Raw genomic sequence first — 12,502 nt, 5'->3', positions numbered from 1 at the left:
TTCAACCCCCTTCGCAGTAAAACTCCACCGATTGGATTCGTGACCCCGATAGCTTCACACCGATTAATCGTCAGCGTCCGGATCCTCACCACGAAGGAAAGTGACGGCGTCGACGAAGACCTTCCAGAGTTGGCGAACGACGATGGCGACGTCGTAGCGGAGTGATTGGTTCCGGATGTAGTCGACGTCGTATCGTAATTTCGCCGTGGGATTCTCACTGGACACATCATTGATTTGGGCAAGCCCTGTTAGACCGGGTTTGACGAACCAGCGCTGGCGCCATTGGGCGACGTCGGCCTCCAAGAGGTATTCCTCGTCGGTCCACACCGCGCGCGGCCCAACAACACTCATATCACCCACCAGGATCGACCAGAGCTGCGGAATCTCATCCAGGTGCGTTTTCCGCAAGAGCCGACCAACCCGTGTGACACGATCTGCTTCTTCCCCTGGTTCGACGGATGCACTCCGTGGCTGCATACTCCGGAACTTGTACACGGGGAAGGTTTCCCCGAGCTCCGCCGTGCGCTCCTGTTCATACAGTATTGCCCCGCCGTCGTCGAGTTTGATGGCGGCGGCAATCACGAGGATAACTGGCAAGAGCACAAGCAGCGCCGAAATTGCAAAGGTGAGGTCGAAGAGGCGTTTGATGGCGCGGTCTTGCCAGTCCCAGGGTTCGACATCGATTTCTACAAGCTCGTTGCCGGGTTGGTCGGCGATGAGGACGCTGTCGGCGCGGTCGCGGCGGATAACGGCGTCAACGCCGTGGTCGTGACAGGTGCCGAGCGCGCCGAAGAATTCGCCGCGGTCCGTGTGTTCGAAGGCGAATGCCGCGCGATCGATCTCGTAGGCGGTGATGACGTCTGCGAGCCGGGACAGCCCACCAACCCGGCCATGCGCCCCCACTGACGCATCCGACTCAATGGGCGCCTGGTCGGCGGTGGTTGTGGTGCCGCCGTCAGCTTGCATGAGGACAGGGCCGACGTACCCAACCGGGTCCTCAGCAAGCGCTGTGTACACCCGTTCGATTTCGTCGGCGTCGTCGCCGATGATGAGGGTGCGGGTGCCATTGCCGTCGGGACGACGACGAATCATGACAAACCACACCGGCAGGACCACAAGCAGGATACTGATAGTCAATAGCAAGGTGGTGCGGGGGAGGCGGTAGGTGTAGTCGAAGTAGCCGATGGTCGCCAGCGCCAAGCCGGCGAGGAGAACGCGGCGGTGGGTGTGATAGACGACATTCAGGATGCGACGCGGCTGCGGTTTATACAGGGGTGCAACGGCAATGCCGACCGCTAGAATGGTGGTGAGTGTGGCGATACCGAATGCGGGGCCCTGGAGTGTTGTGGGGTGAAGTCGACGAACAAGTGGGATAGTAGTGGTGATGACGAGTTGGACGGCGTGGAGGTTGGCGAGGAGGAGCGCAGCAAGCGTGGCGGCAATGGTACCACCAGCACTTACAACGCGATAGCCGCCGCTTGAAACCATCTATCCGGATTACTCTAGGAACTCACTTAAAATGTGTGATGGGCACCAACCGCACCACACAACTCCCTTGCGAGCCACACGGTTTCCACTCCAATCCGGGTTTGAAAACGGATCGGCGAGATGGAAAGACCGGGTTTTAACTCCGCAGACGAACCCACTTCAAGCAACATGTATGCAGCGGGTGAGTGCGGATGCCGGTAATTGACGACGACGGCCGCCTCTTCGGCGTCATCAACGTCATCGACGCACTCGTCGTACTACTCGTAATAGCCGTGCTCGCAGCCGGCGTCGCCCTCATCAACCCCTTCGCCAACCCCCAAGAAGAATCCCGGTATGCAACAGTTGATCTAGGGACCCAACCCGACTACGTGGCAGCGCAGATCTCGAGTGGCGACAAGTTAGCGCCGAACACTCCAGGGAATCTGACGGTTACTGACGTCTACTACTCGCCCACCCAGGACGGCGACGTTCGCGTTATCGCCCGCGTCCTCTTACGCGGGACGCTCACCCAAGATCCACAGCGGTTCCAGTATGCTGGCCGGACACTCGGCGCCGGCAACGAGTTGACGATTCAGACACCGAACTACACGGTGTCGGGGACGATCACCCGGCTCAATCAAACCGGTGCCACACTCCAAACGCGCGACGCGACCGTGCAGCTCAGGACGACGGTGTCGGCGGATATCGCTGATTCGATTAGCACTGGGGATACGGTGGTGGCGGCCGGGCGGCAGGTGGCGACGGTGACCGCAGTCACAATTACGCCGACGAGTAATCCCGCCCAACACCACGTTACGGTGCGTGCGACGATGCAGGTGTACGCGGGCGACACCCAACCACAGTTTGCCAACCAATCGATTACGCTCGGCGCCAATGTCCCGCTCACAACCACCGAGTATTCGGTCACCGGGCAGGTCACCCAGCTGGGGACGACCGGCCTGAACCTGACGACGACCGATGTGGTTATGGAGACGACGGTGGCAACGACGACGGCCCAAGCGCTGTCGGCGGGCGACACCTATCGCATCCACAATACCACTGTCGCCGAAGTGACGTCCATCCAGGTGTACCCCACCGGAAATCCCACTCAAAAACGCGCCCTCATCGGACTATCGCTGCGCACAGTCATCCAGGATGGGACGCCGACGTTCGCCGGCGCACCCGTCAAACTCGGCACCACCATCCCCCTGCGCACACCCGCCTACGACATCAGTGGAAGTATTGTCCGGGTTAGGAGTCAGACGCCGCCAGGGACAGTAACGAACACGACGGTACGCATCCAAATTGAGGGGATCGCGCCGACGATCGCTGATGGGCTCCACGTGGGGATGACCGAAACCCAGGACGGCACCACATACGCCCGGCTCACCGCCATGCACACCGAACCAGCAATCGTCATCCTCCGGAGCGAGAGCGGCCAAATCTACAAACGCGCCCACCCCGTCAAACAAGACGTCTACCTCACTGCAACCCTCCGGACGCGACAAACCGACACCGGGCTGACCTTCCATGCACGCTCCCTCCAAGAAGGCACCCAGATCGTGCTTGACCTCGGGTCGATCACCATCCGCGGCACCGTCACCAACATCCAGTAACCAGGTATGCTGCGAGCCGCACTCACCCGCTCCCGCGTCTACACCACCCTCGAGGATACCCTCGCAGGGTCACGGCTCGCCACCCTTGCTGACACAGTCTTCACAACGCTCAGCACATCCAGAGTCGGCCGTAGTGTTCGCCGGGTCGTCGAGGGCTCGCGGCTTCACGCCCGGATCACCCAGATAATGTCGCGGCTCACCGCCGTACGTGCGACGTCAGCGGTCACCACCACCGCAATCGTTCTCGAACAGTGGCTGCGAGCGAGTTTCCTCTACCAATGGCTCACCGCAGAACCCGACCCCGACGTCGTCGTCATCGACCTCCGAACCACGTTCTCGGTCGGCCCGCTTATCGCACTCCTTGACCACGTTGTTCGCGCACTGGTGCCAGCCTCCCACCGCGCCCGCATCACCCGTGCGTGGACCACCTTAATGCACGTTGTGCGGGCGGTACCACTCAAAGTCGCCGGCCTCCTCCTCACCATCGCCACGGGCGCAGTCGTCGCCCTCACCGCAATCCGCGGCCAACTCACCACCACAACACTGAGCGCCGCCGGCGGGCTGCTCGCTGTTGCACTTCTCGTCTCACGCAGCGATCGCTCATGGAGCCAACTCCGAGAAAGTCGTCCCGTCCAGATGCTCAGCGCTGCGCTCGCACCGCCCGACCCACCCACCCCCAACACCGACACGAACACCCCTGCCCAGCACGGCGACGACACAGCTGATGAAGCGACGACGGGAACCACCAGTCGTAGCGACAGCCGGGATGCCGATCGGGAGTACTAATGGCTGGAAAATATCGGCTTCCGATTCCGTTGGCACCCACGTGGGTGCGCTGGCTGGGAGTGCTCACTGGCGCCACCATCCTCTTTTATTTTTCAATCGTGCAGGCGGTCCCGCAACCCCCGCGTGGCGTCACCGCCCTCTGGGACAAGCAACTCCATTTCGCGGGGTACGCCGGCCTCGGCCTCGCCATCGCCTACGCCACCGCAACTATTAGGTCACGGCGCCGCCGTTTTCTCCTGATTCTTGGTGGGGCAATTGCGTACGGCGTCCTCATCGAACTCCTCCAAGCCCCACTCCCCAATCGCTACTACAGTCCGACCGACATGCTCGCCAACACCATCGGCGCCCTCCTCGCCACCAGCTGGCTCCTCCTCGAAGACTACATCCAGTACGTCCCCCTCCAATCAGCAAACAGAAAACGTATCCCCCCTCGCTGAGACACCCTGGACGCAGATGAATGTGAAAAAACTCCTTGCCATCGGTGGCCTCATCGTGATCCTCGCCGTTGGTGTGTGGCGTCGCACAACGACCGCGGACAGTACTGCTGACGCGTAGGTATTCGAACGCTTGCGGTTTCCACCGGCTACTGCGAACGCGGTGATCTGCAGTGTGACGGGCTGTTCTGCTCTCTGAATCGCAGCCACCCGTGTTGGGGCAGGGTACGGTGCGGAAGAGCCCCTCCAGGCAGGGAAATGTTAACAGTTGTTGCAAATACGATTTCTTTATTCAGTCTGCGGCGTGATTTTTTCGTGCCGATTCTCCCGTCACACATGAGTTATCTCACCCGGTAACCTTCGTCTTTTCCTCTAGATTTTGACACGGATTCGAGCGGGGTTCGACGGGCGTCACTCGCAGCTCTCCGAAGCCGTACTTCGAGTGACTGCCGACCCGGAGGATGCCGCTCTTCGCGGTCTCCACCGGCCGGTCGCCCTCGTACTTCACGACCTGCCCGTGGTCCACCGTCTGGAGCTTGTACACCTCGCGTTGCTCCAGCACCTTCTCCTCGCGTTCACGCAGATCGCGGCGGTCCTCCTTCCACCACCACGGCACGTCCTGGTCGTGAGCGTTCGGGTACTCCGACTCCAGCACGAACGGCGTCACGAGTTCGAGGATGAACGCCGCACCGTCTTCGAGACGCGAGTAGTCCAACGCCCCCAGGTCTACGACCTGCGTGTCTTTCAGCCCCGTGATGCCGTAGCCGTAGTTGCGCTTCCCGCCGAACTGGAGGCCGTCCAGGACGCTCTCATCGAGCGGGAGGACATCGTCCCGGTCGGCGTGCAGGTACGCGTTGATGTACCACTTCGTCGTCTGCTGTTGCTTCCGCGCGTCGTCGGGCTTCCCCATGATGGTCTCGTGGGACAGCGCCGGATGGCCGCTCTGCACGCGGATGTCGTGGGTGTTCAGCGCGTCTCGCGGCCGGGAATCGAGAAGCCACGAGTGCGACGCCTGCCGCATCAGGAACAGGTCGTCGTAGGACTCCACGTCCGGGAGGCCGCTTCCGAGGTACGGCCGGATGCCGCTCTGCGAGTGCTCCTCGGGGAACGTCCCGAACTGGCCGGGCACGAAGACGCCGTGACTCGCGTTCAGGTGGCGGTGGACGTCGAGCGGGAGTTGCTGGCCGAGCGCGTGCATGATGGCGTTCCCCGAGACGTAGTACGGGTGGCCGATGTAGTCCATCTCCAGCTCCCACTGGACTTGCTGGATGCACGTCATCGATCGAACGCCTCCCGGAAGTCCTCGATGTACTGGAGCGCGGTAGACCACGCGCCGATCCGGCGGAGGTTCGCGTCCAGCACCATGTCGTACTTGTCGTGAGCGGCATCGAGCGGGTGCGCAGTCAGCCGGTTCCACGTCGAAGCCCACGACCGCCACGGCCGACTCCCGAGACAGGACGACGGCCGCCCGCCCGCGCTCTCGTCGATTCGGAGCGCGAAGTCATCGCCTGTGTAGACCGTCCGGTGGGGCACGATCTCCCCGGCGCGGTCCACGACCAGGAGGAGATCGGCGAACTCGTGGCCGTCGCGGTAGTTGTCGAGTAGGGCCGCCACGAGCAGGGTGTGGTACTTCAGGCTCGTGTACGGGTAGTAGACGCTCTCGTTGAACGCCGAGACGACGTCGCTCTCCAGCCACGCCCGATGCATGGCCGCCGGGTCGTCTTCGGTCAGGAGCGACCTCACGGCGCTCTCCACACCGTTGCGCGTGAACTCCTCGGGGTCGTACCGACTCTCGCCCTCAATGAGCGATAGCCGGTAGAGCGTCTCGTGGTTCTCCACTGTCTGCTCAGGCTGGCCGTTCGGCCGGCTGAGCGCCGACGCATCGCCGTCCGCCCTGTGGGGAACCGTCTGGTTCACCGGCACGCCCGCGAACGTCTCCGGGGCGTAGTCGTGTGGCTGCCCGTTCATCTTGTGAGCATCGTGGCGGTACGCGGCGACCATCACGTCCTGGCCGCCGTCGCCCTGAAAGTCACTGAGGCTGGCGTTCTCGGCCATCTACGGTCCCTCCGCAATACGGTCCTCCAGCGCCTCAACGAACGCCGGGCGGTACTCCTCGGTCCACAGATCGTCCTTTTCGTCCATCTTGTTCGTGTTGCCCTTTCCACGGTCGAAGACGCGCTTCAGCTCGCGCTCGTTGTAGAGCGGGTTGATGAGGTGGCAATCGACGATCCCCGCGCCGAAGTTCCGCGCGCCACCGAGTTGGTGCATGAAGTCGGTCTTGTGAGCATCGAGGAAGTTGATGCCCTCGGTCAGAAGGCCGACGAACTCGGGTTTCATCTCGCGGAAGGAGAGGTGCCAGCACCCGTCCAGATTCGCCACAGCGTCTACCTCGGCGTTCCGAAGCGGCTCACGGTTGTCTTCACGGTTCCGGGAGACGACGTTCCGGTTGAGCCGCCGGTAGTGACCCTCAGCCTGTCCGCGCGTGTAGTCCACGCTGGAGCGGACGGGGTTGAACTTGATCGGTCGCCGCATCACCTTCCCGGGGACGCCACCGAAGCCGCCGAAGAGGTCGAAGACCACACAGCCGTCGTCTTCTTTCGGGTCGTCGGTGCACGCGCCCTTCTCGTGGTAGCCGTCATCGAGGTCGCGCTCGTAGACGTCCTCCTTCATGAAGTTCGCGTTGGCTTCCCCGGGATGACAGGCGGTGCCGTCGTAGTCGTGGACGACTTCCTCCATCCCGTGGCGGAGCCACCCGGAGAGGGGGAAGGCGGGGATGATTCCGCCGATCTGGTTCTGCGGGTCGTCGTCCTCGTAGTTCCCGTTGCTGGCGTGGTGCCGGTCGGTCATGATGCTGTCTCCGACCACCAGTAGGTCGGTTTGAATTCGTACGAAAACGTCCTTCTCGATGTCTTCAATCATGATTTTGTGGGGTTAGCGTGCTTCAAGCGCCGCTTCGAGAGCCTCTGCCGAGGGGTACGAAATGCCGCCGACTTCGTACTCGTGGAACGTATCGCCGTCGTCCGTGCGGACGATGCGAGCGGTCACGCGGGCGTCACTGGTCTGCATCGGCCACCTCCGACAGAGTCGCCGCCAGTTGTGCCGGCGTCTTCAACCGGTCGCTTCCCAACTCACCTTCGCCCACAGCAGGCTCGTCGATTCGGTCGGCCACGTTGTCGCTGGTGTCCATCTCGTAGTTCCACGCTTCGGGGTTCTCCGCCCGCCACTGCTTGGTGTCGCGGGCGGCCTCGATGAGCCAGCGCCCGAGCATTTCAGCGCGGTCAACATCGAGGGAGATAGACGTTTCAACGTCTCCTTTCCTGATTTTCAGGCTGATTCCCATCCCCCACTGGAGCGCGTGCTGGTAGAACTCCAGCTCCGTGACGCCGCCGAAGTCTTCGGACTCAGCTCGCGTCGATCTACTCCAGGTCTCCGGGGCATAGATCCCGGTGAGCGGATGGCCGGTACCGCCCTTCATCCGGCGCGTGTTCGGGTAGTCGTTGCTCAGGTCGGGCGATTCGTGGACCTCGTCGGTGGATTCCGCCGACCCTTCACCGCTGACAATCGGGACACCAGCAGTGGCGGCCGCGGCCGTTCCGAGGAACTTCCGCCGAGACACGCCGCCGTCTGTGGCGACCTCGCGCTTGAGACCGACGTGGTCATCGAGGCCGTTGCCCACCACGCCGTCACGGTGGCGGAGGAGTAAGTCGGCCACTGCGTCGTCATCCAGCCCGTCGCGGGCGGCCTGCCACAGGTTCTCCTCGATGATCGCGTCCAGGGTATCGAGGTCGTAGTTACTTTGCCCTCCGTCGGTGACGGCAGGGCGAGCGATGCCTTCAATTTGGTCGGACTCGAATTCGGTCATGGGTTCTTCAATCGTCTTGGGGAACTCGGCCCGCGTGTTCCAAGCACGCGGGCGTTTCCTGCGATGGTCACACCCCGAGGGGCCGGGCTTCCTCACCTCTTGCTACAGGGCAACAGGTGATAAGCCTTTTGCTACACGTCAAAACGAACAAGTGCCGTGACGTGGAAGAGGGGGTATGGACGACAAGGAGCGGAACGAGCACGGACGATACAAGCCCGAACACTCCGATGAGGAGTTTATTCGTGCTGTTGCAGAGCACGAGCCAGCGGGAACGAAGGAAGTAGCAGATGAACTTGGAATTGCCCGACAGGGGGCGGACTACCGTCTGCGGCGTCTCGAAGAGAATGGAAAGGTCTCGAAGAAGAAGGTCGGCAATTCTCTGGTTTGGACGGTTGAACAGGAGTAGACGGGGGATTCAGCAGGATGGCAAAGGAGAAAAACGAGGACGCCGACCGTGAGCCCGAGTCGAAGGGTGAAATCCACGAACGGCGGCAGGAGAAGGCGAAGATTTCAAGCCGGTACAGAGAAGCCGAGAGGAACTACCCGACGACCCGCGCGACGATCCTTGGGCGTACACGGGCCTTTTGACCCGAAACCCGGCCAAGAACATCACGCCGCCGCTGTGGGAAGCTATCAAATCAGAGGTCTACCGCGTCTACAATTGGTCGGTGGAACGGAATCGGTATGACCTGAAGCCGCCCGAACACCGACTCGCAAAGGCACTCGGGAAGGTTCAGCTTCGGCACTACTACTGGACGAAGGGGAAAACGAGGATCTAACGCAAAATCTGGACGGAGAAGACGCGACGCGGCTGTATCTGTTCTTCGACCTCTCGGCACTCAACCAGTCGGGCGTAGCCCGCGCCATCAACGACGCTGACATCCGGGAGTCGTTGGGCATTGAGGATTCGGTGAGTCAACCGACGTTGAACCGGATGCCAGGACGGATGCTCGAAGAAACGCGGCACTACTACGCGAGCGAGACTGAAACGCTGGTTCGGCAGTTGCAGGACACGAAGCTCGAACACTGGTTCCGCGACCCGACGCCGGACACGATAGTCACGGACGGCGAAGGGTTCCCGCCGGTTCAGGTCATCGCTCGGGAGCTCCGCTCGAAGACGTTCAAGTACCTCCGCCTGAAGCGCGACAGCAGTACAGAGGTGACGAAGGACGCGTCGCTCCGGGTGCTCATCGCCGCCGCGAACGGGAACGGCTTCGTCAACGACGCCGCGAAGAACCTCAAGTACAAGCCATTCTACGACGACGGCGACATTCCGACGGGGCAGAACCTCACGCACCACCTTCGGAAGTCCTCACGGGAGTCCGTCTTGCGGATGTTCCGGGAGGCAAACGAGGAACTCTTCGATATCGCCGCCCGGCACGACTACTTTCCCGACAGCGCGGAGGTAGCTATTGACATCACGGACTGGCCGTTCTACGGCGACAACGAAAGCAACGAGTTCATTCGCGGGACGAAGCCGGGGCGGAACTACTCGTGGGCGTGGAAGTACATCACGCTGGCTCTCGTCGGGACTGACACGCCGCTGATTCTGGTCGTGCTCCCGGTCAAAGACAAGAGCAAGACGCCAGAGTACATCCGTCGGATGCTCCGGCTGGCCAGGCAACACCTGAGTATCGGCCGTGTCTACCTTGACGCGGGGACGGAGTTCTACAACTCGGACACGATTTCGACTATCACCGAGCAGGGGCTGGAACTGGTGATGCAGGGCCGCAAGTCGGGGAAGACGGTCAAACACTTCCTGAACGGAATGGCGCGTGCCGATCTGCGGTCGTCGTACTACCCCTACGGCGTCGGCTCCCTCGACGAAGACAGCTATTACGCGGTCGGGCTGAAGTCGGACAAGACGGTGAAACTGCGGCAGTCAGACGCTGATGAGCCGATGGACGACTACACGTACTTCTACACGAACCTGCATTCCGAAGAGATCCCGCCGGAAGAGTTGGGTGAGGCGTACCGCCGTCGGTGGGGCATCGAGACGGACTTCCGCGTGATCAAGGAGGAGTTCCTCGCCAAGTGTGGGTCTCGAAACCCGGCGCTTCGGGCGTTCTATTTCAACTTCGCGGCGCACCTCTTCAACATCTGGACGGTGGCGAACATCCTCCGCGCTGAGGAAACGGGTGAAGCCCTGAGCGAGGGGAAGCAACTGACCGCTGGTGAGCTGATGCAGGCCATCGAGGACGACCCGCGCGATCTTCGCCTTCCGACCGAACCACCAGAGACCAAGCAGATATTTGGAGATATAGCCGATGCTGAGTGGGCCTCGTCAGACGCCGATTGATCAACACTGCACAGGGATTTATTCGTAAGTGGAAACATCTTGAGCTATGATAAACAGTCACGACCTGACCGCTATGACTGGACACACCCAGGAAACACAACAAGCTGACCGATGACCGAACGGAGCCCCCACCACGTCGTTGACCGTCGAGGAATCGGACAACTCGAAAAAGACCTGAGCCCGTATGTCGTTAACGCTTTAGAAAACGACTATGGGCTCGACTTTGAGGTAGCACTCACCGAAGAGCCATCCAGCGATGAGGACACCGACCAGCAGCAACTCACGGGCGATCATTTCTACATTCAGCTTAAGTCTTCCAGCGGGTTCGATAACGACGACAGCGTTCACCACGATCTCAAGACTTCGCACATCTCACAATACCTGGCCGAACCTCTCCCCGTCGTGCTCGCTATTTACGATGATGAGTATGAGGGGATTTACTGGCGTATCGTACAGGAATTCGTATGGGACGACCTCAACGAGGATACCCCGAATTGGCGGGAGAAACAAGATTACGCTCGTATTCGGGTTCCACGGTCGCAGAAAATCACTGATTACGAACGCCTTGAGAGAGCCGTTAAACGAACGAGTAACCGAATTACACGTCAGGAATCGAGAGGGTTGAATATTGGCGACGGAATCCAATTCACTCCAGATGATATTACTGAATTACAAAATCAGACGGAGAGCGAACGTACGAGTTACCGCGGGCACAGGCTTGTTGAAGCTCGATTGCATCTAAAGCGCGGACGATTTGAGCAAGCGCAAGAGGCAGTAGAAGAGGTCAGCGATTCAGCGCATGAAGACCGGGCGAAAATCAGCGCGTTGCTGATGCAGATCCTGATGTTAAATCCTGGAAACGCGGACGAAGCCTTCCAAATCGCTGAACTTGGAGCTGAAGCCGAAGGCATTGCACGCGACCTTGACCGGGAGACTGATGCGAACATCGCAGCTGTCCACAAGCATATCGGCGGGTTATCCGTGATTCTCAAACGACGCGAGGAGATGGTTGCGGTGGATATCGTACAAGACACTGATGAACTCAGCGTGCCGGAATACCCGTTCATCCGTTCGTTAAGCGAGCGAGAACTGCTCACTCACGAACTCCAAGCAGCTACAGAAATCAACACTATACTCGCTGAGCTACTCGAAAACAAGGAGTACTACGCATATGCGACGTGCCTGTCACCAATTATTGATTATGTGATGCGCCGTACCTCGTTAGCTATCGATTCACCGCATGGTGACGAGCCCCCAAACGAGGTACACCCACTCGTTGACCAAGCAACACAGCTCGCCGACTTACTAAATGAGCCAGAGACTGAGTTCAATCTGCGAAAAAGTGTTGGCCTCTACCATTACTTCGTTATGTCAGACCCGGACACGGCAACGGGATTCCTGACGGATGCTCGTGACCTCGCCAAAGGGTTCGACGATGAGGTACTCATTCAAGATGCTGAAGAAAACCTACAGCGAATCGAAGACAATCCGGACCCGCACTCCCATGACAACGATTCCGACCAGCAATCCAACGACCGTGATTTGAAGGAACAGACAAAACGTATGCTCGAAATACAGGGCATCGACGTGGACGAAACGAGTAGGTCAGTGAATGACAACCAACTGGACACACGAGATATTGTTGCCGATGCAGCCCGACGTGGTGTTGAGGATGCCGATCCGGAACCGTACCACCGGCACTGCGAACATCTCCATCTGTCATACCACCCATCTCAATTGGGGAAACTAACCGGAGTCACTTCGATTGGGACAAAAACACTGTGGTGTCAGCACGGCGGTGGGATGATGGGGAGCAATCTTGAATCCTTGTTCAATACATTTGAAGAACAGCACTGCGCCGGGTGCGAACATCATTGTCCACGACCGGACGACTGGGAGTACACAGACGAATTTGCTCAAAACCAAGTGGACGATCCAGATTTCCAAGCGTACCTCAAGACACAACGTGAATCGCCCACCCCTGGTAACATGGGTGACGAACAATCCTGATTTTACAAGTCAGGAACGTACGACAACA

The 12,502-nt window shown here is 60.1% G+C and carries 13 protein-coding genes; 7 read left to right on the top strand and 6 right to left on the bottom strand.

Features of this window, described 5'->3' with window-relative positions; all coding sequences use genetic code 11:
* Nucleotides 1-63 precede the first annotated feature (63 nt).
* A complete protein-coding gene (locus tag FQU85_RS07845) occupies nt 64-1,488 on the bottom strand; it encodes a sugar transferase (RefSeq protein WP_145846619.1) in 1,425 nt (474 codons plus the stop codon).
* A 191-nt stretch (nt 1,489-1,679) separates the two neighbouring features.
* Between FQU85_RS07845 and FQU85_RS07840 the strand changes: the two genes are divergently transcribed.
* From FQU85_RS07840 to FQU85_RS07830, 3 genes are all read left to right on the top strand, one after another.
* On the top strand, nt 1,680-3,083 hold the full coding sequence (locus FQU85_RS07840; RefSeq protein WP_145846617.1) for a DUF4330 family protein: 1,404 nt from the start codon (nt 1,680-1,682) through the stop codon (nt 3,081-3,083).
* A gap of 186 nt (nt 3,084-3,269) precedes the next feature.
* Nucleotides 3,270-3,869: a hypothetical protein gene (locus FQU85_RS07835; protein WP_145846614.1), complete on the top strand. Its 600-nt coding sequence runs from the start codon at nt 3,270-3,272 to the stop codon at nt 3,867-3,869.
* On the top strand, nt 3,869-4,306 hold the full coding sequence (locus tag FQU85_RS07830) for a VanZ family protein (RefSeq protein ID WP_145846612.1): 438 nt from the start codon (nt 3,869-3,871) through the stop codon (nt 4,304-4,306). The genes FQU85_RS07835 and FQU85_RS07830 overlap by 1 nt, the downstream gene beginning before the upstream one ends.
* Before the next feature lie 343 nt (nt 4,307-4,649).
* Here the strand turns inward: FQU85_RS07830 and FQU85_RS07825 are convergent, their stop codons facing one another.
* The 5 genes from FQU85_RS07825 to FQU85_RS07810 are packed head-to-tail and all read right to left on the bottom strand — an operon-like array spanning nt 4,650 to nt 8,165.
* On the bottom strand, nt 4,650-5,582 hold the full coding sequence (locus tag FQU85_RS07825; RefSeq protein WP_145846610.1) for a hypothetical protein: 933 nt from the start codon (nt 5,580-5,582) through the stop codon (nt 4,650-4,652).
* Nucleotides 5,579-6,358, bottom strand: coding sequence for a hypothetical protein (locus FQU85_RS07820; RefSeq protein WP_145846608.1), 780 nt, complete (start codon nt 6,356-6,358; stop codon nt 5,579-5,581). The genes FQU85_RS07825 and FQU85_RS07820 overlap by 4 nt, the downstream gene beginning before the upstream one ends.
* Complete coding sequence (locus tag FQU85_RS07815; RefSeq protein ID WP_145846605.1) at nt 6,359-7,222, bottom strand: hypothetical protein; 864 nt, start codon at nt 7,220-7,222, stop codon at nt 6,359-6,361.
* A gap of 12 nt (nt 7,223-7,234) precedes the next feature.
* Complete coding sequence (locus FQU85_RS13715; protein ID WP_255473785.1) at nt 7,235-7,369, bottom strand: hypothetical protein; 135 nt, start codon at nt 7,367-7,369, stop codon at nt 7,235-7,237.
* A complete protein-coding gene (locus FQU85_RS07810) occupies nt 7,356-8,165 on the bottom strand; it encodes a twin-arginine translocation signal domain-containing protein (protein ID WP_145846602.1) in 810 nt (269 codons plus the stop codon). The genes FQU85_RS13715 and FQU85_RS07810 overlap by 14 nt, the downstream gene beginning before the upstream one ends.
* A gap of 175 nt (nt 8,166-8,340) precedes the next feature.
* On the opposite strand from FQU85_RS07810, the gene FQU85_RS07805 reads away from it, so the two are divergent.
* The 4 genes from FQU85_RS07805 (at nt 8,341) to FQU85_RS07795 (ending at nt 12,474) form a co-directional block, all read left to right on the top strand.
* Complete coding sequence (locus FQU85_RS07805) at nt 8,341-8,571, top strand: FaeA/PapI family transcriptional regulator (RefSeq protein WP_145846597.1); 231 nt, start codon at nt 8,341-8,343, stop codon at nt 8,569-8,571.
* Nucleotides 8,572-8,588: 17 nt separating this feature from the next.
* On the top strand, nt 8,589-8,753 hold the full coding sequence (locus FQU85_RS13480) for a hypothetical protein (protein WP_206022022.1): 165 nt from the start codon (nt 8,589-8,591) through the stop codon (nt 8,751-8,753).
* A 358-nt stretch (nt 8,754-9,111) separates the two neighbouring features.
* On the top strand, nt 9,112-10,464 hold the full coding sequence (locus FQU85_RS13475) for a transposase (RefSeq protein ID WP_240792403.1): 1,353 nt from the start codon (nt 9,112-9,114) through the stop codon (nt 10,462-10,464).
* Between the two features lie 111 nt (nt 10,465-10,575).
* Nucleotides 10,576-12,474, top strand: a complete 1,899-nt coding sequence (locus FQU85_RS07795) for a DUF4365 domain-containing protein (RefSeq protein ID WP_145846594.1) — start codon at nt 10,576-10,578, stop codon at nt 12,472-12,474.
* Nucleotides 12,475-12,502 lie beyond the last annotated feature (28 nt).

Origin of the sequence: Salarchaeum sp. JOR-1 (genome assembly GCF_007833275.1) — an archaeon.
Taxonomy (GTDB): Archaea; Halobacteriota; Halobacteria; order Halobacteriales; family Halobacteriaceae; genus Salarchaeum.
The sequence above is the reverse complement of the archived record's forward strand: the minus strand, read 5'-3'. Positions and strand labels throughout refer to the sequence as shown.